We start from the raw sequence: 18,123 nt of genomic DNA, 5'->3' as shown, positions 1-18,123 counted from the left end.
GAAGGGAGAATAAACGATGAGTCAGGAAAAATATTGGAGCTTGCTGGCGCCGGGGACACACCTGCCGCGCCTGTGGCTGGTACTGTCGCAAGAACATCTGCTGATCGGCTGGGAAAATATCAGCAGAATCCGGGCAACCGTGGATTTTCTGTCGCTCTCATTCGAGTGTGAACATGGCATAGTCCAGATCGATTCCCCGACATCCTTACAGGAACTCTTCGAGAACCTACAGGTTGAAAGGGTGTGGAAAATCGACGGGACAAAGCTGAAAATCCGGCTGCTTCAACAGGAAGAGTAGTTCATGGAATTGTAAAAATGTTGTAAATCTGGGAAAAAAATGATATATTGTTGTGTTTATCGGGTAATTGTAAGGGTGACGGAAAGACTGGAGAAGGAAGTATGGCGGAATTATTGCGAAAACCACTCCTTCCTGAATATTGTGAAGGAGAAATTCATGATTTTCTGGTAGAACTGATCAGAAAAGAAGTCAAGAATATTCCGGAAGAAACCAAGTGCCGTCGGCGGGAGATCTGCGAAGCGCTTCTGTCGGTAAATCACGAAATCGGTGTTCGTGCCGCACTGCGGAATGAGGCTTGCACTGTCTTGAAAGGTTGGAACGCACAAGAATCCCAGATTGCAGCATTGGAAAAATTAGGATTTGGGGTAACCAAAGGCCGGAAACATTATAAGCTGCGTCGTGATAACTCCGCATTTTTTACATCAGTTTCAGCCACTCCGTCAGATAAACGTGCCGGAGCAAATCTGACTGCAGAATTTGTCAAACTTTTCTTTTGAGGAGGAGTTTTATGGGAAAGAAGAATAAAGCGGCCAAGCGTCTGGCCAGATATCGTGCGGAGGCGCGGCAGGAAGCTCTGGACCGGGAAATCATATCGAAGCAGACAGCAGAAGCTCTCTACAAATTGTGTTTGCCGATTTTACCGGAATATATCGATGACAGTCAGGAATGTGATCTGGTTGGCCGGGAGATTGTTTTCAAAATGGGCATTACGGCTTGGAACCTTGCCGTAACCGGTCGGCAGTTGCGGATTGATTCCGTGTTCCAGCAGGCCCGGCTGTCACCGGATGAACAGCGGATGATTCGCCAGGAGATTATCGAACTTGTTGATCGGAAAAATCGGCAATATCCTGAATTGCGGTTTACCATTGAAGATTTCCAATTGGTGCCGGAAGCGGGTTCCGTCAATCTGACCGTGCGCCTGGGGCAGGAAATGCCACCGCCGGCTGTTCCGGGTATGTTTTTGCTGACTTCGGAGCCGGAGATTGTTTCACCAGCCTCAACGCCGGGTATTCCGGAAACACTCCGCAGTCGTCGGAAAGCAAAAGGATTGTCCCAGATCAAGCTTGCTGAAGTTCTCGGCGTTTCCGTTAAAAAAATCTCAGCTTGGGAACATGGAAAATCAGTTCCGACTGCCGAAGAACAGAAGAAACTTGACGCTTTCATTTAGAAAGTTATGGCGGCGCCATTTGTCTTTGTCTCGCTTGGAAAACATGTTATCTGGGACGGCAATATTTTGCTTACCGGTTATAGCTGATCGCCTTATATATTTCCTGCACGTGATCGATATTGGTCAGAATGATTCCGCCTCGGCTGGAAGCCGCGGTGCTGACCACGATGTTGCCGCAGCCGAGGAGCTGCTGGATCAGGGTCTGCGTGTAACTTACGCTTTGAATCTGGTTCCGGCGGAAGGTGTGGTTGAAGCGGATCAGTACCCCGCCTTCGCTGGTTATGCTTTGGGTGCTGATCGTGTAAAACTGATTCTTCCGAAGCAAGATGATGTGGAGGATTCTGACGGCGATCGTCAACGGAATCAGGATCGCTCCGAGATAAACGACCGGCAGATTCAGTTTGTTGTCATTGCAGAGAAAGCCGAGAATTCCACTGAGCAGCAGAGTTCCAAGGCCGATGCTTATCGTGGTTCCAATGCTGAACCAGATGATGTTCCAGACTGCTTTGGCGACAAAGAGGAAACGGTTGCTTTTGACGCGGTAGAGGATTTTTTCATTTTTGTTGTTCATCTAAGTTTCCTTTCCGAGTTTTGTCCCTCGCTTCCAGCGGGGACAAAACTCCCATCAGAAAAAACGGGCGGTGATAAAACCGCCCGGAGCCGGATACATTGTGAACCACAGCAATTTGAGCAAACTTTCACGGTTCCAGCTCGTTGATGTCAGAGGCTGTGTAGATGGTTTTATCCAGCGGTGCTTCCTGACAGCATTCGGAGGCAAGAGCATGGTGAACGAAATCACGGCAGATCATCCGCAGATCGTCATCCAGCGACGGATCGGCATCCGGATAGGTTGTCGGGCAGAGTCCCGGCAGGAAGAAGGGCGGCATACTCCGTTTCACTTTCAGGTCCAACCGCCAGTTGCAGAATTTTACCGCCTGATGCCCAGTCTTCCGGATGAGCTTGAACATCTCCTCTGCATAGTCCGGAAAAGCATCCGGAGTTTGCGGTCGCTGCCGCAGCCACTTTTCCAAGACGCCATCGTCAACTGGATTGGGCGTGACGGGGAGCCGCCATCCGCAGTTGCTGCATTGGTAATGAGAGTTCAGACTGTCATGGATTTTCGGAAAACCATAAACCAGTTCGCCATTTTGATAATGGATTTCTTCCGAAACGGTGCAGTCGACCATTACGATCTCGACTGATCTCGTCTTGCAGCTCGGGCAGATGAACACCGGATCATCAGACACAGATGTGGATTCCGGCAGATACATATTTTCGGCATATCTGCGGATGTCATTGATCTGTTCCACCGTATAGGTTTTCAGCCAGTTCAAAGCGGCATCGGAAATTTTTCCTTCCGCGATTTCACATCGAAAATCGCCGTCATCAACCTCCAACTGCCAGTGGCCTTTCAGACGGAGGTTGAAATTCTCGTAAAGCCAGCGATCAAGTTCCAGAAGATAATTGTCGAGATTGCGTGATACTTCACCAGAGGGGAAATCGATGTCGATATACAGAGGCGAACTTGCCGAAAGCAGTTCAGCAATAAACTCTCCCTGACCCGGTTTCTCTTTTTGAAAGCGAGCCAGCAGTTCATCCCGTTGCTTCACTGTTTTGCAAATGACAAACAGCGAGCTGTAAGCAGAGCCATAACTCATTGTGATATTTCCTTTTGAGTAATTTATTGTTCAGCGATAATTGTACGGTCTCCATTGGGGTCTATGGCTTCAAGCATATCGCCGTTTTCTTCGATACAGGTATAGCCGAGTTTTTCGGCAGCGGAGATAATCTTCCGTTCCTCATAAGTCCCGCACCGATTCAATTCGGCGGCGATATCACTTGCTTTGATGTTCCAGATTGCATACATGGAATTAGCCCTCTTTGTTCTCTTCTGTTTCGTGCCAGTCGTGTCCGCACGACCAGCAGATACAGCGGTTTTCATATTCGCGGGTTTCCTCGTTCAGGATGCGGTCGATGACCTGAATTTCGTTACCGCCGCATTCCGGGCAGTGCTCCGTCAGAGTATAAATTTGTCCCATGTCATACTTCCCATTGCCGAGTGGTTTCTTCTGAAATCCGTGTCCCGCCAGCGTTACAGATATGAACGACGATTCCAGCCTTCAGCGGGCCGTCCGGCTTGCCGGTGGAATCCAGCCCATGCCAATATCCGAACCGGTCCCGCAAATATTGGAGCTTGGGATTGCATAGACTCCGATAGTATTTGAATCCGAAATCCGGCACTTCGGATTCCAGCGTTACGAAAAGATGGTGACGGGCCGGCTCGGACTGGCCGGAAAAACATATCCCGGCATAGAACCATTTTCCTCCCTGCCGCTTCAGCGTGGCAAAGACCGGACGGTATTTCCGGTCTTGATCCCGGAAGTGATCGTGCGGTTCTCCGAGCTGAATCAAGTCGGTGGTCATGGTTTTCGGCGGGACTGCATTGATGAAGTAGTCGGCCATCTCCTGATCGACCTCGTCACCCGGTTTGAGGAAAGAAGTCAATGACATGGCCGTTGCTGTCCAGTTTCGGAAAGTTTTCATGCGGCTTTCTCCTGCGTTTGAACGGGCTTGAGAATGTAATCCACCGCTTTCTGAGCTTTCTGTGCTGCCTGCAGTACCAGCTTTTTGTCGTTGCGCAGATGTTCCAGCCAGTTCTGGATGTAGGCGGCGGAGTTTTTGATTGTGGCGTGTTCGATTCCGGTCTGCGTACAAAGGAATGCGGCGCCCATTTCGGCGATCAGCTCCTCTTTGGAGTAGACTTCGCTGCCGAAACTGATGTGTTCCATTCCGGGGCGGTTCAGCCGAGATTTGTGTCCGGTCGAATGCGTGGCTTCATGAAACAGGGTGCTGTAGTATTCCTCCTCATTCTCAAACTGGACGCGGTTGGGCATTCTGATCCGGTCCAGTGACGGGCTGTAGCTGGCGCTGTTGCCGCCGTGGATGATCGGCGGGCAATCCTCATACCCAGCGATGATCTCCTCGGCGGCTTCGATCGGATTGAATTCGATGATTGCCCGTGGCGGAAGCTGCGGAATGTGCTTTGCCGGAATACCATATGTCTGTTCGAGATTGTAAACGGTATAAAAGCGCAATACCGGCAATATGGTGTCCTCGTCTTTTTCAAACAATTTCCAGAATACGACAGCCGAACCTTCCTCGTTCGGACGCAGTTCGCCTCCGAGTTTCCGGAGCTGCCGCATGGTCAGCCAGAACGGCGAAGCATACGGACTCATCGCCAGCAGAATCGCATTGATTCCGCGATAGGGTTTCCCGCTGATCAGATTGCGGTGACGCCACTCTGCCGGGCGCCATGGACAATGCCACGGAATCCTGCCCTTTTCGAGTTCGGCAATCATCCGGTCGGTGATTTCCTGATAGATGTCCTGCATGACTTCACCTCACGCCGCGTCGTCCGGATAGTCGTCATCCTCATCCGCCAGTTCCGGATCATGTTCCAGAACGAACTGGTAGGCTTCCAGTTCGCGCGAGCTGTTCCAGTGGAAATACACTTCGCCCTTCGCTTTGCGCATCGGGAAGCCGAGCTCCACCGCGCGGTTCACGATCTCCGTCATGGTCATTTCATTGATTTTCGTACCCATTCTGCACCTCCTGTGGTTGGTTGTTGATTTCACCTTTCACTGACGAAACGCCCGCCCGTCCGCCCTTTCGGCGGCGGAGCGGCGTTTCCAAGGTGAAATCAACACCGGATTCGATCCTCAGGCCGCTTGGGGCACGGGCTGTTTCGCCTCGGCTCTGGCCAACGCCTCCCAGGCTTTCGGATCGGGCAACAGGGCGGTAGTTTCTTCGAGCGCCTTGGCCAGATCGAACTGTACCAGCCCAGCAATCAGCTCCGCTTCCTGCCAGCGCGGTTCTTCGGGGCCGCTCTGCCCATACGTGAGTTCGGAAAAGATATTTTCGCAGACCCGGTTCCAGAGCAGATCGTCGAGCTGTCCGGAGGCGGTCAGTTCCCGCGCATCGAGGGAGCAGTAGCTTTGAATTTTGTCCGGCAGGCCGGCTGCATTGACATGCTTTTTCGTTTTATAGTCGAACTGGCTGCCGCAGGCCGGCTTGGTCCCTTTGCAGGCGATCATCAGGTAAATCGCGGTCCGGGAGGGAGTCGCGGCTTTGCCATCCCTGATCGCGGTCATCAGCATGTCGATGGCCTTGCGTTTGCGCTGGCGCATCTTCGCTTCCTTGCGCTCGGCCAGCGTTTTGCTCTTTTTCGGAGCGGCTTCCTCAGAGGCTTTCGGGCGCTGGATCGTGATTTTCGTTCCCGCGCGCGGCCCGTCCGCGATGATCGCCGGAACACCTTCCTCCGGTTTGTCGGTTTCGCGCCAGTCGCCGGGACCGAGAACCGGATTTCCCGCCAATGGATCTTCATCATCTTTTTGGTCATCCTCTTCCTGAGTGTGGTACTTCTGCGATACAAGAACCGTCTCCGGCTCCTGTGCGGCAAGGCCGGCCACATATTCCTTGCGCTTTTTTTCCAGATATTCCCGGTTCATGCAGCGCGGTTCGGGGAGCAGATTGGCGAACAGAAAGCCGGAATCCCGGCGTTCCCGGCAGGCCGGACATTCGCCGCACCCTTCTTCCGGCCACGGCAGGCTCGACAGCAGCGTGGCGAACCGGTCATACAGCGTTTCGCTGAATTTGCGTACGCTCATGGTTTTCAACTCCCGGCCCTCGACGCCGCGGATGTAATCGAAAATATTATCCTGAATCTCCGGCGGAAACGTCGCGATCGTTTCGTAGTGCGAAACCGTCATATAGCCGAAGGTCTTGCCCTCCATCGCCTTCTTCCAGAGTTCGGAAAGGTTCAGCAGATTGAGCCGGCGCGCCACCCAGCTCGGAGAGTGGCCGATCTCCGCGGCGAGGCCGTCCAGCGTCGGGAATTTTTCCCGCATGGAATAGAGCTTGGCGATCTCTTCCGCCAGCGAGAGGTTCGTATGCTGGTTCGCCAGATAGGCGTTGATCTCCGAATCGCCGTCAATCAGGATCGCCTCCTGACCGAGTTCGAGTTCCGTGAATTTGAAGTCGAGCAGCGCCAGAAAACGGCGGCGGCCGTCGTCCACCGCATAATCGTAATCGGGATTGTTTTCCAGCTTCTTCAGCGCGACCGGCTGCAGCAGCGGCTTCAGGCCTTTGTCCAGCCGGCTTTTGATGCTCGCACGCAGGTGCATGTCATCCGCTTTGTTGTAGGTACGGTCCGGTTCACACTGAATTCGACTGACGGGAAGTTTCGTGTTCATGTTCTGCTTTCCTTTCGCGTTGAGGATATTCCGTCGGGAATTTCCCGGCTCACCTCACAGGGCCGGGAAATTCCTCGCTTCGCAGACCAACCACCCGGCGCTTTGCGCCGGAGGAATGATAGATAAAGGGTTGTATCTTATATTTTTGATGCTGCATAGATATCCAATGTCGAAGAGATTAACTTTGAGAAGAATATTCTCTTGATTTTTTATCAATAAAGTGTATAGTTGTCATGTACACTTTGGAGGTATGCAATGGAAGCAAGTATCCTTGATCTGAGAAAAAATATGAAGAAAGTCATGTCGGCACTCGAACGCAATGAGCGTGTGACGCTGACTCGCCGCCGTCGCAAGATGGCGGTTATCGTACCTGCCGGTGAAAAGCAGGCCAGGAAGATAAAAGCAACCGACCTTGCGGCATTCGGCATGTGGGCCGACCGTGAAGATATGCAGGATGTTTCCGCGTATGTTCGCGAACTTCGTAAGCCGAGGAGTTTCTGATGCTCTTCGATACCGATGTGTTGATCTGGGCCTTGCGCGGCAATCCGAAGGCGGCGGCAGTGATTGACGATGCGGAAGACCGTTTCATTTCCGCCGTCACATACATGGAGCTGATTCAGGGAGCACGAAATAAGGCCGAGCAAAAGCTGATCAAGGATTTTCTGTCCTCGCTGGGCTTTCAAACCGTGCCGATTGATGAAAACATCTCGCTTCGGGCGACCGTTTTCATGGAGGAATTCTGTTTAAAATCCGGCATGGGACTCGCTGATGCTTTGATTTTTGCGACTGCCTGTGAGCATACAATAACTCTTTGCAGTGCCAATAAAAAACATTATAAGGAAATCGCTTCATTGACGGCGAAAGAATTTCGACCGTAGTCATGCGCTCTCTTCCTCTGCCGCATCTTCCTCGCTGCCGTCGATGATTTCGACGTTACCGAGAGCTTTGACTTTACCGAGCATGGGAAAGTAGTCAGAGAGAAGCGGTTCCTCTTCAGATTCATATCGTTTGCGCATCCCTTCGCTGGTTTTGTTGAGTTCGTAGATGATCTGTTCGAGCTCCAGCGACAGGGCGCTGCGTTCGCCGGTCGCGTCGAATTCTTCGGGCGGAGTTGACTGGAGCTTGGCGAGCCGGGCGATCTTCGCCGCCAGTTCCTGACGGCTTTTTTCCAGTTCCCGGGCTTTGTTCGCGACGAGATTACGGATGCCGTTGAGCAGTTTTTCGGCGTCATCCGCTTCTTTCTGCAGTTGCACCGGGAGATTCGGCAACTCCAGGCCGGCGAACTGATACTGCACGCATGACTGCTTGGTGTCATAATCGAGCCACCCCCTGCACCCCTTGGCGACCAGTTGGAATTTGAGCGTGCCGATGGTCAGCGGCTTCATGATCTGCATCCCCTCCGGATTCGCAAACGAACTATTCCTCGCGGCAGCTCTGAAAGCGTCGCGCAGGATGTGGTCCAACACTTCCATTTTGTTTTTCAGCGTCCCGGTCAGTTCCCGGTCGCCGTAGTAGATCGGAAGGCTTCCGAGCGGGAGCTCCGGATAGGCTTGAATGAATTTTTCCAGCTCCGGGATCTCTTTTTGCATCTCGGGGATCTGCCGGGCCAGCGCCTTCTGCTGCTCCTGCCGGCTGCGGAGATTCCGCCGGTATTGGAACTCCAGTACATCCAGCTCCTTGAGGCGGGTTTCGATTACGACCTTGCGCCTGAGTTTCGGATTGCCGGAAATCGCGGCCGAGAAGCTGGCGTAGTCCAGCGCGCAGTCATCGTTGATCTCCTGAACGGTGCGGGAACTGCGGCCCTTCATCGCGTCGTTGATGAATTTCTGCTTGCGTTCGAGGATCGCGTACATTCCGGCGTCAAGCGTCTGCTCGATTCCATAGCGGATGATCTCCACCTCTTCGAGGATGTTGCCCTGACGAACGATGCGTCCCTTGCGCTGCTCTACGTCGGCAGGCCGGAACGGACAGTCGAGGTCGTGTTCGACCGCGAGGCGTTCCTGAATGTTGACGCCGGTCCCGAGCTTCATGGTCGAGCCGATGATTATGCGGACCTCTCCCGAATTCACCCGCTCGAACAGGTCGGCTTTCTGCTTGTCGATGTTGTAATCGCCGATTACGGCGATCTCATCGGCGGGGATGCCGTTGGCGACCAGTTTGCGCTTGATCTCCTGCCAGGCATTGAACAGCTCGACGCCGTTGCAGACATTGCGGTAAAGGTCGCAAAAGACCACCTGCGCCCCTTTGACGGACTCATAGGTCCGGTATTTGTCAAGAATATTGCGGACGCAGACATTCAGCTTGGATTCCGGGTCATCCTGAAAACGCGGATCGATCAGCCTCGGATCGATCGTCACCTTGCGGCTCATGCCGTAGATCAGCAGCGGAATATGCGAAAGCAGCCGCTTGTCCGGGTGATCCTCATACCATTCGTACAGGTCGCAGAGGTAGTCCATGAATCTGGAAATCACCGGGCTGCGCGGAATATTGACCTGTTCGGGACGGCCCCCTTTGATCGGAGGACGCTCCACTCCGGCCAGATCCTCTTCCAGAATCACGTCGGCGACACTTCGGAACATCTTCGAAAGTTCGATCACGTTGCAGTATTTGGCGAAGCGCTGTATCATCCGGAAGCGTCCCGCCGCATCCTGCTCCAGCGCCACCTCCACACCGCAGAATACCGAGGCGAAACGGTCGAAGGTGCTGATGCCGAACTCCTCCAGCGTTGCGGGGCTGATGTACCGGATCATGTTCCAGAGTTCCGCAATGGTATTGGTGACCGGCGTTCCGGTGGAAAAGTAGATGTTGCGGCCGCCGGTTTTCTCCATGATATAGCGGATTTTCAGACACAATGAGAACGCCCTCTGGCTGGCGCTGCGGTCAAGTCCCCGGATGCGCTGCAGCTTGGTCGGGAAGAAGTTGCGTTTGTAGGCGTGCGCTTCATCGATCATCAGCGCGTCGATGCCGAGGTCCGAGAAATAGATGATATCCTCTTCGGCTTTTTTGTCGTTCAGCTTGTCGAGCATCTTCAGCAGACGCTTTTTCTGCCGCTCCACATTCTTGATGGTGGCCTGATCTTCGCTCTCTTCGATGATCTGTTCAAGCTCGGCGATCTGCTCTTCATAATGCCGGGCCACCAGGTCGGGATCGTCCTTGATCATATCGAACGAGGATTGCGCCATAATCACCATATCCCAGTCGCCGACCGCGATGCGGGACATGAACCGCTTCCGCTTCTCCCTGACCAGATCCTTTTTGTCGGCGATCAGGATTTGGGCGTGGGGGTAGAGCTTCGGGGCGAATTCGGCGAACTGGCGCAGCGTCGCATTCTGGACCACGATCAGCGTTTTGCTCGCCAGCCGGAGCCGCTTCAGTTCCATCGCTCCGGTGACCATGATGGCGGTTTTACCGGCTCCGACGCAGTGCGCCAGCAGGGCGTTGCCTTCGATGCAGCGGCTGACCGCCCGCTTCTGATACTCCCGCAGGATGAATTTCCTGCCGTTGACGATGTCGACCGCTCCGGGATAAACGTCGAAGGCGGGCAACTCGTACTGCCGCGTCACATGGGAGTTGAAAATGGCGTTGTAGATACTTTCCAGTTGTTCGGCGGCCTCGGGGGAGTCCATGACGTAGTTGCGGAACCGGTTCTTCAACTCGTTTTTGTATCGTCGGGCGGTCAATGTCGCCTCCTGGTCGAGCACCAGCTTTTCCTCATTGTCCGCATCGTACTCTTTGCGGTACACAGCCGGTTCTTTCAGGTTCAGAGCAGCTTCCACCAGCCGGAAAAGGTTCCAGTCGGCGATCTGGAATTCCGTCACGCTGTATCGCTCGGCGAAGTCTGCCGTCACATACCATTTGTCCTCGGCTTTCGCATAGGATACCCGGCATCTGGTCTCGAATGAGGTTTCGAGCCAGTTTTGAACGATCTCCGGCGGAATCCAGAAACTGCCCAGTTGGAAGTCGATCTCCTCGATCCGCAGCGGCTTAGGCTGCACCGCTTCCAGCGCCGGGACGTTCTGCGGAGCCAGTTCGCGGGCGATCTGCAGTTTCCGGACGACATTCCCCGAAAGGTATTCGCTTTTGAGCTGGATTTCCCGCGTGACCGGTTCCTCGAAAAACTCGCCGGAGGCCAGCAGCAGTTTCAGGGCTTCCGCCTGATCGAGCTTCACCAGCTCCGCAACGTATTCCATGTCGATCCGGTGCCGGTAGGCGTGGGAGATCAGGCCCGCCTGCACGATGTCCTCTGCCGAATCCGGTTCTTTCCACGGGTGCTGCGTCCGCTTGAAATAGATGTCTCCCTTTTCGTAGACCAGCTTATGCGTTTTGATGCCGTCAAGCGTCGTTTCCACCACTTTGCGGATGTTTTCGGTCGCGGCGAGTTTCAGGTAATCCGGGTCCTCCTGCATATTGCGGTGGACGATCCGGTTGTTGAGGCGGCCGAACTGCCTGACATGGTAGTCGTATTGACGGTTCAGCAGAGCCCGCTTCCCTTCGATGGCGATGGCGGCGGCCTGCGGATCGAGCTGAAGCGCCAGCAGGGTATTCAAGGTTTCCTTGAAATCAATGAAGTGTTCCAGCTTGCGCCATTCGTTGCCGGAAAACTCCCGTCCGTTTCTGTCGGTGAACAGCACTCCCCGGTGGTTGCGGCACTGCCAGATGCGGTTGTCAAACTGGAACAGGGTGTATTCGCGCATGGGATACGGCAGTTCAACTTCCAGGGTTTGTTCTCCGGTGTCTCCGAAGAGATCGGGCTCCGGCTGTTCGACCTGCTGTACTGCCAGCTCCGGCACGGTCAGAAGTTCCGCCAGCGGCCGGCTGAACGGCAGGACGGTGGCGCTGCCGCCCCTGCCGTACATCTTCCCGGTATTGGACGGAATTCCGAGAACCATTTCCGGATGGGTGGCAAAATATTCATTCACCCGCATGATTCCGGTGTGATCCGGCGTCTCAATCGCTTGGAGTTCAAGGAATTTTTCCCTGTTTTCCGCTCCCTTCTGCAATATCAGGATATCCGCGACCACTTCGGTGCCAACCTCTTCGAATGCGGTATTCGGCAGGCGGATCGCGGCAAGCAAGACAGCTCTCGAAGCGAAGTTGCCTCTGGCATTGACCGACTTGGAATCCATCGTGGAGGCGGTGGTCAGCAGAATCGCCAGCCCGCCCGGCTTCAGCGCGTCCAGTGCGCGCGCAATGCAGTAATTGTGCAGGTTGTAGCCGACATAATCCGAATCGTGCGGCCCGACTTGATCGAACGGAACATTGCCGATGACCAGATCCAGCGAATTGCGTTTAATCAATGTTTTGGCGAGATCGTCGATGATGATTCGCTCATTCGGATAGAGTTGCCGCATGATCCGCCCTGAGATGTCGTCGATTTCCACCGCCGTGAAGCGGCCGCGGATCTGTTCCGGCATCATTCCGATAAAGTGGCCGACGCCGGCGCCGAACTCCCCGAACTCGCCTCCGGCGATCCCCGCCTTTTCCGCAATTTTCCACAGAAATTCAATCAGAAACTTCGGCGTGTAGTGGGAGTTCAACGTCGAGGCGCGGGCTGAAACGTACTCCTGAACGGTCAGTGCTGCTTTGAGTTCCTCATACTCCCGGGCGAACTCCTGCCGGTCGGGATCGAACGCCTGCGGAATCCCGCCCCAACCGGAGTATTGAATCAACTGCCGGCATTCGTCATCCGATGGGGAGCGGCCGGAGTGTTCCAGCTCCTTCAGAAGCCGGATCGCGGTGATGTTGGCCGCGATTTTGTGTTTGGCCCCAGCCGGATACAGCACATCCTCCGGCCTGATCCGATAGTTGCTGCGGGGAATGTCCGCAATCGGTTTCAGTGCGGCGGGTGATGTGAAGCGAGGCTTCCAGCCCAGGCTCTCCAGCGACGGCAGCGCCAGAGATTCTTCCGGCGCCTCAAGGTCGAACAGATCGAAATTCAGTGCTTCCATGATAAATCCCTTTAGACCAATGACAATGCTCAGGCAGCTTCGCAGCCTTTGAACGCATTGCGGTATTGTGCCGGAAACAGGTAGGAAGTGGAATAAAGATTCTTGCGCAGTTTGGCGATGTCGAGTGTTTGGCTTTTCTGCGCATATCGTTTACAGGATTCGTAGTGGTCCCGGATGCGGAACGCCATTTCCAGGTCGAGTACGGTCGGCTGTTCTTTTACCAGCACCTTTTCATTGAAAAAGTTTTTAACCTTATAGCCGATCTGTTCAAAGTTGCCGAAGATGTCGGCGCAGGGATCATCCTCCTTGAAATAGAGAATATTGCAGCAGTCGATATCCGGAACCGGGCCGGAAAGTTCGGCGGCGCGTTTCAGCGTATTCTCGCCATAGGTCATGAACTCGGAACAGGAGCCATCCCGTCCCCAGTCGCGGCCGCGCCATTTGAGCATGCCTCCGTATACATCGGCGGCCATCTGGCAGATCGTCTTCATCACCTCATATTTGCGGCCGGCTGCGATCGGCCAGTGATTGTAGCAGATCGGGTGCAGATTGCTTTCGGCGGTATCGGTGATCAACGCATAGATCATCTCCCGCTCGCCCCGGCATTGATAGGCTTTCATGCTGCGAAGAAGAGTCGAACTCATTATGCTGCCCTCCCGATTTCGTTGATGGTGTCGATCAAGTCCATCCGGGTAAAGGTCAGATGGGCCGTCTTGGATTTTTCATAAAATTTCGCCCGGAAATACGGACACTCAAATTCCAGCTGATGGCGTTGTACAGCCTCATTCATCCGGCAGACGAGACTGTCGCTGTAGGCCGGCAACGGTTTGCGGTCCAAGAGAAGCAGGGCTTTTTCCAACAGCTCCCAGGCCGGAGTGTAGCAGCTCGAAAAAGAGATGGAACCGTATGCGGCGCAACAGTAAACGGTTTTCTGCCGGATCGGCTCCTTTCTGGCATAATTCGGGCTGAAATACCGGAATGCTTCCCGGACCACATTTTTCACGAAGCTGCCTTCGGTCTCTTTCAGCTCCTGCAAAACATGGATGATACTTTCCTCGGTGAATGCTCCGAAAGTACCGTTGTTGATTTGTTCCTCAAGACTGCAACGGTCATCCCTGGTGGCAGCTTCCATGATTCCTGTGTTATTGAGCAGCAAACGCCAGCAGCCTTTTTCCAGCCGCCTCCGGTAGTCGGCAAGATCGCGGTCATCAAGATTGTTCAGGTTCAGGCCGCCGCGGCGTTCGTCGAACGGATTGAAAACGGTGACTTTTCCGTCATTGACGTTCGTCATGGCGATCACGAATTTCCGCAGTTCTTCGACGGCATTGGTCATGTGTTGCCGTGCCAGCCGATAATTGGCTGCGGCAATTTGGATCTGTTCGGTGGTGAGTTCTTTCATTCTATCCTCCAATCAGGTTACGGTTGCCGGGGGATTATCTTCTGATTTCCCGGTCGCCCTGCTGCCGGGAAATCAGCCGGATCAATCATCTTTTTTTCAATTCTTCATCCGGCGTGTAGAGTTTCAGGTTATTGCCGACATACTGCCGGGAAAAGTATTCCAGTACACCGGCCGCTTCCCCCATGATTTTATAGGCCGCAAGATCCGTCTGTAGTGTTTTGATTGAAGCAATATCAACATGGACATCCGTATTCCGTTTTTGTTCCTGCCGGAACCGCCCCCTCAACACCCAGTGCAGATAGATGCCTTCTTCAGAACCCTGCGGAATACAAAAACAGTCATCAAATTCATAGCAGGAAAGAACTGTTTTTTCGCCTTGCGGTGTTTCCTGATGGTCGCAGCCGGGCAAAAGATAATCCAGAATGGTGTCGAGAGCATTCAGTTCCCCGCTGTCCCGAGCTTCCGCGACAATGTTCCAGACATGTCTTTCAGTTGTATTGCGTTCCCGGTTGCGCCAGTTTGTCAGCCGGGGCTGATAAGCAGGCTTGTCCCAATAAAAGCTCATGATGTCATGAAGTACATCCATATAGCCGTTCCGATTTTCCCGTTTGCACCAATCCAGATACGACAGACAGTCCTCGACCATGATATGAGGCATGTCGTTGACGGCATTGGCCAGATGATGGAAATTCGGTTCCGCAATACCGTCGATCCGCGAAAAACCATCGAATTTGATCGCGTCAAAAAGCATACGGTGTCTTTGTTTGGATACGTGATAAAGGTCTGTTTCCATATCAATCGCCTTCTTGTTGTATTAAAAATCCATCTCGCAGGGAATATGAGTTCTGAAGATTTCCGGGAAATGTTCAAGCGCATGATTCAACGCGATTCTCTGCGCTTCGGCGGGAATCTGTTCCTTGACCTGTTCAAAAACGGCAATGGCGGCAGCTTCCCGGGGAAAACATCCGATATTGGTGGTGTACGTGGGAGAAAAATAATCGATTACATACCAATCCCCGGAACGCCACAGAACATACCAGCCGGATTCCCGGAGAATATTTGAAGATTTTTTCGTTTCTTCCTGTCGCGTTTCAACAGTGACGGTTTCTGATTTCTGCGTGTCGTTCATGCCACATTCCTTTTTTCTTCTTGCCAAAGTTTATGCAGATTTTCAGTATGTTCTTCCAGCATGGCAACGGCCTCTTTTTGGCGGATTTTCCGGAATGTGCCGATTTTCGGTTCGATCAGATAAAAATCGTGAACAGCCTCATTGAAACAATTGCGTAAAGCCTCCAGCTCATTGTCGACAAGCCGCTCGCGGGTTGCTGTTCCGAAGAGATACGGAACACTTTTTCCACTTTCCGGCAGTTCTTCGCTTTTCCAAAAGCGGGCAAAATGAGTACCGCATTCATGGGTAATCCAAATGAAACGGTCAGGATCATACATCTGGATAAATGCAAAATCATGCTTCAGGTCGGAGTGGTAATGGCGTAGCGTCCAGTTGACGACAAAACGCATTTTCAGCTCAATCGGTCTTTTCATAGTTTACTCCCTGTGAAAAAATCAGTAAAGTTTGCGTTTCCCCGTCCGGGCCTTCTCCGCCATATCATTGGCGATTCGCTCAGCGGTCCAGTATTCATAATCTTCAATCAGTCCTTCATCGCGGGCTTTCATGGTCATGCCGGCCGTCCAGTTTTTGATGGAGCCTTTGAAACAGAAGCGTTTGGCCGCTTCAAGAATCCGCTCGTGAATCTCTCCGGCCGGAAGCGGGCGCCCATCCGGATAATCCAGACGATCTGCGAGAGTGGCGAACGACATCGCCTCGTTGACACGGTTGACAAGGTCGTCGATCCACTCCGCCAGAATATCTGAGGGAATATCAGCCAGATATTCAAGTGTCTGTTTCCGGCTGATCTGATGATTCCAGTATAGAAACAGGATGTGATTGACTGCCGATTCCATCAATGCTTTCCTACTTTTGTTTTTTCATTTGAAATGGACATGGTTCCATCTCTTTTTCCCCGGCGAGAATCTGCTTCAGGGATTCCTTGTGCCGAAAAGTGAATCCGGTCTGTTCCTCCAGACGCAGATATCGTTCCTTCAGATCCGGACGGTCGCGGGCGCCGTTCCACAAATCCCGGTTGCAGGCGAAAATGCAAAGCGCACAGGAAAGCCGTTCGTTGCCCATGTCATAGGCGGGATGGTGGAGCAATTCCGATTTGCGAATGGTTTCCCAGACCTCTCCGAGTTCATAGTCCAGAATCGGGCGGTAATGAAAGACCTGGCGCTGTCCGGCAGTCAGCCGGGTGCAGGGTTCAAATTCCGACAATTTGGCACGATGGGAACTTTCTTCCCGGCGTTCCCCGGTAACGGAAAGAATTTTGGATGGCGCTGTTGCCGGAAAAAACTTGCGCAGCAGTTTGTCGATGGCGGATGTTTTCAAAGAGGTGCAGAAACGCCGTCGCATATCCGGGAAGCGCAATCGATGTTCGATATAATCTGGAATCGTCCACTTCGGATGTACAACATATAGTGGAATATTCAAAAGTTTTGCAATTTTAGACGCAATATCTTCCGTACAGCTCCATTCCGCGCCGGTTGCCGAGTGAATCGCAATCACCCGTTGCAGGACGCCCTGCTTCCGCGCGGCTTCGGCAACTTTGATCATCGTCACTTCGCTGTCCTTGCCGCCTGAGGTTGAGAGTGCAATCAGGTTGTATGGAGTCAGGTCGAGATCGCTCATAAGGATTCCTCGGCAAAGGCTTTCAGTTCCTCCAGCAACGACCGAAGCGCGGCAAGCTCCATCTCCCGTTCGTCCGCTTTCAATCTGGTTTCAAACGGGTACACTTCCTCCACCAGCAATGCCTGCGCCTGAAGCCGCAGCAACTGCCGCTGATCTTCCGGGAGATTCGTCCGTCGTTTCCGCGCGATCAGTTCCTGCATGGAATCCATGATGTTGCAGAACTCCGGTTCATCGCTGCCATAGCGTTTCAGAATGGCATTGGAAAAATTTTCCAGATGGGCTTCATCCAGCTCCGACAGGAATTGCATGAAGCGGTACTGGAACAGCGAAAATTTTCCGCTCAGGTAGCCGTAGGATTCGGAAAGCCTGAAGTCCGGGAAAATTTCGCTGCAGAACTGTTTGAATTGGACCTCGCGGTGATATTGAAGCAGATTTTTCAAGGTCTGTTTGTGCATGGTATTTATTCTCCATAGAGTCTGGAAAAGAAAAATCTGGAACAGAAAGTATTCTCCGTTCCAGACGTGAAGCGATTTGAGAAAATCAGGCGGCAAGTTCGAGCTTTTCCTGCAGACAGACCTCTTTGATTAAGAGCTGCTCACGAGCCGCCGCCAATTTGACGGCTTCCCGTTCCGTTTTCCCCCCGCGCCGGTCGGCCCGGGTTTCTTTCAGAAAGTATTTCAGCCCACTGCCCAAGGTGAATGATTCGCTTCGGAGTCCATTTGAGACAGACCGGGAGACAGGTTGGACGGACAACCAATAACCCCGTTGAATAATACCGCCGGCCAGATAGTTCGCTCCTCCCTTTGCATAATAGACTTCCACCTTGAGCTCCTGCTCGGTTGTGGTTTTCAGATATTTTGTGCTGACCGTTCTGTAGTTCATACTGCTTGTTCCTTCCTGATTTCAATTTGTTGAAAGAGTTCGGCGATGTAATCCCGAAACGGGCGGACGAATTCATCGAAGCAGACGTGAAGTTGTTCGGTTTCAAGCAACCGGCACCATGCTTCGCGTTCCAGAAGATAGTTGCTCATCTCATAATAGAGATCGATTCCGCAGTCGTGGCGGCTGTCATGGCGGAGCAGGATATTGCTCAGTTTGTCCCGATCACCATAGAAGAAATGCCGGATGCTGTCGAGAGCATATGCCAGACATCCATCAGGATCAGGTAGACCGTTCATCAGCCAGAGTTTTTCCCGGGGATCATTGCGGAACACATCCACGGGTTCCGGTTTAGGCAAACGCTGTTTTTGAATTTCCTGCCGGGTCAGCGGTCGAAAACAGCCGGGAACAGTCGGATCGAACATCAGTTCCCGGT

General features: G+C 53.1%; 24 protein-coding genes. 5 read left to right on the top strand and 19 right to left on the bottom strand.

The window, feature by feature from the left end; genetic code table 11:
• Positions 1 to 16: 16 nt before the first annotated feature.
• The 3 genes from FYJ85_RS17680 to FYJ85_RS17670 all read left to right on the top strand — a co-directional run bounded on the left by FYJ85_RS17680 (position 17) and on the right by FYJ85_RS17670 (position 1,466).
• Positions 17 to 298 carry a hypothetical protein gene (locus tag FYJ85_RS17680; protein ID WP_154419872.1) on the top strand — a complete coding sequence of 94 codons (282 nt, stop codon included), beginning with the start codon at positions 17 to 19 and terminating at the stop codon, positions 296 to 298.
• Positions 299 to 399: 101 nt separating this feature from the next.
• A complete protein-coding gene (locus FYJ85_RS17675; RefSeq protein WP_154419870.1) occupies positions 400 to 795 on the top strand; it encodes a hypothetical protein in 396 nt (131 codons plus the stop codon).
• A gap of 11 nt (positions 796 to 806) precedes the next feature.
• Positions 807 to 1,466 carry a helix-turn-helix domain-containing protein gene (locus FYJ85_RS17670; RefSeq protein ID WP_154419868.1) on the top strand — a complete coding sequence of 220 codons (660 nt, stop codon included), beginning with the start codon at positions 807 to 809 and terminating at the stop codon, positions 1,464 to 1,466.
• A 70-nt stretch (positions 1,467 to 1,536) separates the two neighbouring features.
• Here FYJ85_RS17670 and FYJ85_RS17665 read toward each other — a convergent pair whose 3' ends face one another.
• The 8 genes from FYJ85_RS17665 to FYJ85_RS17630 all read right to left on the bottom strand — a co-directional run bounded on the left by FYJ85_RS17665 (position 1,537) and on the right by FYJ85_RS17630 (position 6,718).
• Complete coding sequence (locus FYJ85_RS17665; RefSeq protein WP_154419866.1) at positions 1,537 to 2,037, bottom strand: PH domain-containing protein; 501 nt, start codon at positions 2,035 to 2,037, stop codon at positions 1,537 to 1,539.
• A gap of 127 nt (positions 2,038 to 2,164) precedes the next feature.
• Positions 2,165 to 3,124: a hypothetical protein gene (locus tag FYJ85_RS17660; RefSeq protein ID WP_154419864.1), complete on the bottom strand. Its 960-nt coding sequence runs from the start codon at positions 3,122 to 3,124 to the stop codon at positions 2,165 to 2,167.
• Positions 3,125 to 3,147: 23 nt separating this feature from the next.
• The gene (locus FYJ85_RS17655; protein WP_116886086.1) at positions 3,148 to 3,333 is read right to left on the bottom strand and encodes a hypothetical protein; all 186 of its coding nucleotides are present in this window, start codon (positions 3,331 to 3,333) and stop codon (positions 3,148 to 3,150) included.
• Between the two features lie 4 nt (positions 3,334 to 3,337).
• Positions 3,338 to 3,505, bottom strand: coding sequence for a hypothetical protein (locus FYJ85_RS17650; RefSeq protein ID WP_154419862.1), 168 nt, complete (start codon positions 3,503 to 3,505; stop codon positions 3,338 to 3,340).
• Position 3,506: 1 nt separating this feature from the next.
• Positions 3,507 to 4,010 carry a hypothetical protein gene (locus FYJ85_RS17645; protein ID WP_154419858.1) on the bottom strand — a complete coding sequence of 168 codons (504 nt, stop codon included), beginning with the start codon at positions 4,008 to 4,010 and terminating at the stop codon, positions 3,507 to 3,509.
• The gene (locus tag FYJ85_RS17640) at positions 4,007 to 4,858 is read right to left on the bottom strand and encodes an ArdC family protein (protein ID WP_154419856.1); all 852 of its coding nucleotides are present in this window, start codon (positions 4,856 to 4,858) and stop codon (positions 4,007 to 4,009) included. The genes FYJ85_RS17645 and FYJ85_RS17640 overlap by 4 nt, the downstream gene beginning before the upstream one ends.
• A 9-nt stretch (positions 4,859 to 4,867) precedes the next feature.
• Positions 4,868 to 5,068, bottom strand: coding sequence for a hypothetical protein (locus tag FYJ85_RS17635; RefSeq protein WP_154419854.1), 201 nt, complete (start codon positions 5,066 to 5,068; stop codon positions 4,868 to 4,870).
• 117 nt (positions 5,069 to 5,185) lie between these two features.
• Positions 5,186 to 6,718, bottom strand: coding sequence for a ParB/RepB/Spo0J family partition protein (locus FYJ85_RS17630; protein WP_154419852.1), 1,533 nt, complete (start codon positions 6,716 to 6,718; stop codon positions 5,186 to 5,188).
• Between the two features lie 255 nt (positions 6,719 to 6,973).
• Here FYJ85_RS17630 and FYJ85_RS17625 point away from each other — a divergent pair, with 255 nt between their 5' ends.
• Together FYJ85_RS17625 and FYJ85_RS17620 are read left to right on the top strand one after the other, a co-directional pair.
• Complete coding sequence (locus tag FYJ85_RS17625; protein WP_154419850.1) at positions 6,974 to 7,219, top strand: type II toxin-antitoxin system Phd/YefM family antitoxin; 246 nt, start codon at positions 6,974 to 6,976, stop codon at positions 7,217 to 7,219.
• Positions 7,219 to 7,596: a type II toxin-antitoxin system VapC family toxin gene (locus FYJ85_RS17620; protein ID WP_154419848.1), complete on the top strand. Its 378-nt coding sequence runs from the start codon at positions 7,219 to 7,221 to the stop codon at positions 7,594 to 7,596. Before FYJ85_RS17625 ends, FYJ85_RS17620 begins: the two co-directional genes overlap by 1 nt.
• Here the strand turns inward: FYJ85_RS17620 and FYJ85_RS17615 are convergent, their stop codons facing one another.
• The 11 genes from FYJ85_RS17615 to FYJ85_RS17565 all read right to left on the bottom strand — a co-directional run bounded on the left by FYJ85_RS17615 (position 7,597) and on the right by FYJ85_RS17565 (position 18,112).
• On the bottom strand, positions 7,597 to 12,666 hold the full coding sequence (locus FYJ85_RS17615) for a DEAD/DEAH box helicase family protein (protein ID WP_154419846.1): 5,070 nt from the start codon (positions 12,664 to 12,666) through the stop codon (positions 7,597 to 7,599). It lies immediately after the preceding gene.
• A 29-nt stretch (positions 12,667 to 12,695) separates the two neighbouring features.
• Entirely contained in the window at positions 12,696 to 13,310 is a 615-nt protein-coding gene (locus FYJ85_RS17610; RefSeq protein ID WP_154419844.1) for a hypothetical protein, read from the bottom strand.
• Positions 13,310 to 14,065, bottom strand: coding sequence for a DUF4942 domain-containing protein (locus FYJ85_RS17605; protein ID WP_154419843.1), 756 nt, complete (start codon positions 14,063 to 14,065; stop codon positions 13,310 to 13,312). The genes FYJ85_RS17610 and FYJ85_RS17605 overlap by 1 nt, the downstream gene beginning before the upstream one ends.
• Positions 14,066 to 14,150: 85 nt before the next feature.
• Complete coding sequence (locus tag FYJ85_RS17600; protein ID WP_154419842.1) at positions 14,151 to 14,858, bottom strand: hypothetical protein; 708 nt, start codon at positions 14,856 to 14,858, stop codon at positions 14,151 to 14,153.
• Between the two features lie 21 nt (positions 14,859 to 14,879).
• Positions 14,880 to 15,194, bottom strand: a complete 315-nt coding sequence (locus FYJ85_RS17595) for a hypothetical protein (RefSeq protein ID WP_154419841.1) — start codon at positions 15,192 to 15,194, stop codon at positions 14,880 to 14,882.
• On the bottom strand, positions 15,191 to 15,607 hold the full coding sequence (locus tag FYJ85_RS17590; protein WP_154419840.1) for a hypothetical protein: 417 nt from the start codon (positions 15,605 to 15,607) through the stop codon (positions 15,191 to 15,193). The genes FYJ85_RS17595 and FYJ85_RS17590 overlap by 4 nt, the downstream gene beginning before the upstream one ends.
• 21 nt (positions 15,608 to 15,628) lie before the next feature.
• Positions 15,629 to 16,027 (bottom strand): hypothetical protein, encoded by a 399-nt coding sequence (locus FYJ85_RS17585; protein WP_154419839.1) that lies wholly within the window; start codon positions 16,025 to 16,027, stop codon positions 15,629 to 15,631.
• 10 nt (positions 16,028 to 16,037) lie between these two features.
• The gene (locus tag FYJ85_RS17580) at positions 16,038 to 16,808 is read right to left on the bottom strand and encodes a phosphoadenosine phosphosulfate reductase domain-containing protein (RefSeq protein WP_154419838.1); all 771 of its coding nucleotides are present in this window, start codon (positions 16,806 to 16,808) and stop codon (positions 16,038 to 16,040) included.
• On the bottom strand, positions 16,805 to 17,263 hold the full coding sequence (locus tag FYJ85_RS17575) for a hypothetical protein (protein WP_154419837.1): 459 nt from the start codon (positions 17,261 to 17,263) through the stop codon (positions 16,805 to 16,807). The genes FYJ85_RS17580 and FYJ85_RS17575 overlap by 4 nt, the downstream gene beginning before the upstream one ends.
• A gap of 85 nt (positions 17,264 to 17,348) precedes the next feature.
• Positions 17,349 to 17,690, bottom strand: a complete 342-nt coding sequence (locus FYJ85_RS17570; protein ID WP_154419836.1) for a hypothetical protein — start codon at positions 17,688 to 17,690, stop codon at positions 17,349 to 17,351.
• Positions 17,687 to 18,112: a hypothetical protein gene (locus FYJ85_RS17565; RefSeq protein WP_154419834.1), complete on the bottom strand. Its 426-nt coding sequence runs from the start codon at positions 18,110 to 18,112 to the stop codon at positions 17,687 to 17,689. Before FYJ85_RS17565 ends, FYJ85_RS17570 begins: the two co-directional genes overlap by 4 nt.
• Positions 18,113 to 18,123: the final 11 nt, after the last annotated feature.

Source organism: Victivallis lenta (genome assembly GCF_009695545.1).
Taxonomy (GTDB): Bacteria; Verrucomicrobiota; Lentisphaeria; order Victivallales; family Victivallaceae; genus Victivallis; species Victivallis lenta.
The sequence above is the reverse complement of the archived record's forward strand: the minus strand, read 5'-3'. Positions and strand labels throughout refer to the sequence as shown.

What these genes read in the sequence shown, in the direction of transcription:
- FYJ85_RS17570 (WP_154419836.1), bottom strand. Translation starts at nt 17,690, where the DNA reads ATGAACTACAGAACGGTCAGCACAAAATATCTGAAAACCACAACCGAG.
- FYJ85_RS17600 (WP_154419842.1), bottom strand. Translation starts at nt 14,858, where the DNA reads ATGGAAACAGACCTTTATCACGTATCCAAACAAAGACACCGTATGCTT.
- FYJ85_RS17650 (WP_154419862.1), bottom strand. Translation starts at nt 3,505, where the DNA reads ATGGGACAAATTTATACTCTGACGGAGCACTGCCCGGAATGCGGCGGT.
- FYJ85_RS17590 (WP_154419840.1), bottom strand. Translation starts at nt 15,607, where the DNA reads ATGAAAAGACCGATTGAGCTGAAAATGCGTTTTGTCGTCAACTGGACG.
- FYJ85_RS17565 (WP_154419834.1), bottom strand. Translation starts at nt 18,112, where the DNA reads ATGTTCGATCCGACTGTTCCCGGCTGTTTTCGACCGCTGACCCGGCAG.
- FYJ85_RS17625 (WP_154419850.1), top strand. Translation starts at nt 6,974, where the DNA reads ATGGAAGCAAGTATCCTTGATCTGAGAAAAAATATGAAGAAAGTCATG.
- FYJ85_RS17680 (WP_154419872.1), top strand. Translation starts at nt 17, where the DNA reads ATGAGTCAGGAAAAATATTGGAGCTTGCTGGCGCCGGGGACACACCTG.
- FYJ85_RS17660 (WP_154419864.1), bottom strand. Translation starts at nt 3,124, where the DNA reads ATGAGTTATGGCTCTGCTTACAGCTCGCTGTTTGTCATTTGCAAAACA.
- FYJ85_RS17665 (WP_154419866.1), bottom strand. Translation starts at nt 2,037, where the DNA reads ATGAACAACAAAAATGAAAAAATCCTCTACCGCGTCAAAAGCAACCGT.
- FYJ85_RS17620 (WP_154419848.1), top strand. Translation starts at nt 7,219, where the DNA reads ATGCTCTTCGATACCGATGTGTTGATCTGGGCCTTGCGCGGCAATCCG.
- FYJ85_RS17630 (WP_154419852.1), bottom strand. Translation starts at nt 6,718, where the DNA reads ATGAACACGAAACTTCCCGTCAGTCGAATTCAGTGTGAACCGGACCGT.
- FYJ85_RS17575 (WP_154419837.1), bottom strand. Translation starts at nt 17,263, where the DNA reads ATGCACAAACAGACCTTGAAAAATCTGCTTCAATATCACCGCGAGGTC.
- FYJ85_RS17615 (WP_154419846.1), bottom strand. Translation starts at nt 12,666, where the DNA reads ATGGAAGCACTGAATTTCGATCTGTTCGACCTTGAGGCGCCGGAAGAA.
- FYJ85_RS17640 (WP_154419856.1), bottom strand. Translation starts at nt 4,858, where the DNA reads ATGCAGGACATCTATCAGGAAATCACCGACCGGATGATTGCCGAACTC.
- FYJ85_RS17605 (WP_154419843.1), bottom strand. Translation starts at nt 14,065, where the DNA reads ATGAAAGAACTCACCACCGAACAGATCCAAATTGCCGCAGCCAATTAT.
- FYJ85_RS17585 (WP_154419839.1), bottom strand. Translation starts at nt 16,027, where the DNA reads ATGGAATCGGCAGTCAATCACATCCTGTTTCTATACTGGAATCATCAG.
- FYJ85_RS17595 (WP_154419841.1), bottom strand. Translation starts at nt 15,194, where the DNA reads ATGAACGACACGCAGAAATCAGAAACCGTCACTGTTGAAACGCGACAG.
- FYJ85_RS17580 (WP_154419838.1), bottom strand. Translation starts at nt 16,808, where the DNA reads ATGAGCGATCTCGACCTGACTCCATACAACCTGATTGCACTCTCAACC.
- FYJ85_RS17675 (WP_154419870.1), top strand. Translation starts at nt 400, where the DNA reads ATGGCGGAATTATTGCGAAAACCACTCCTTCCTGAATATTGTGAAGGA.
- FYJ85_RS17610 (WP_154419844.1), bottom strand. Translation starts at nt 13,310, where the DNA reads ATGAGTTCGACTCTTCTTCGCAGCATGAAAGCCTATCAATGCCGGGGC.
- FYJ85_RS17670 (WP_154419868.1), top strand. Translation starts at nt 807, where the DNA reads ATGGGAAAGAAGAATAAAGCGGCCAAGCGTCTGGCCAGATATCGTGCG.
- FYJ85_RS17655 (WP_116886086.1), bottom strand. Translation starts at nt 3,333, where the DNA reads ATGTATGCAATCTGGAACATCAAAGCAAGTGATATCGCCGCCGAATTG.
- FYJ85_RS17645 (WP_154419858.1), bottom strand. Translation starts at nt 4,010, where the DNA reads ATGAAAACTTTCCGAAACTGGACAGCAACGGCCATGTCATTGACTTCT.
- FYJ85_RS17635 (WP_154419854.1), bottom strand. Translation starts at nt 5,068, where the DNA reads ATGGGTACGAAAATCAATGAAATGACCATGACGGAGATCGTGAACCGC.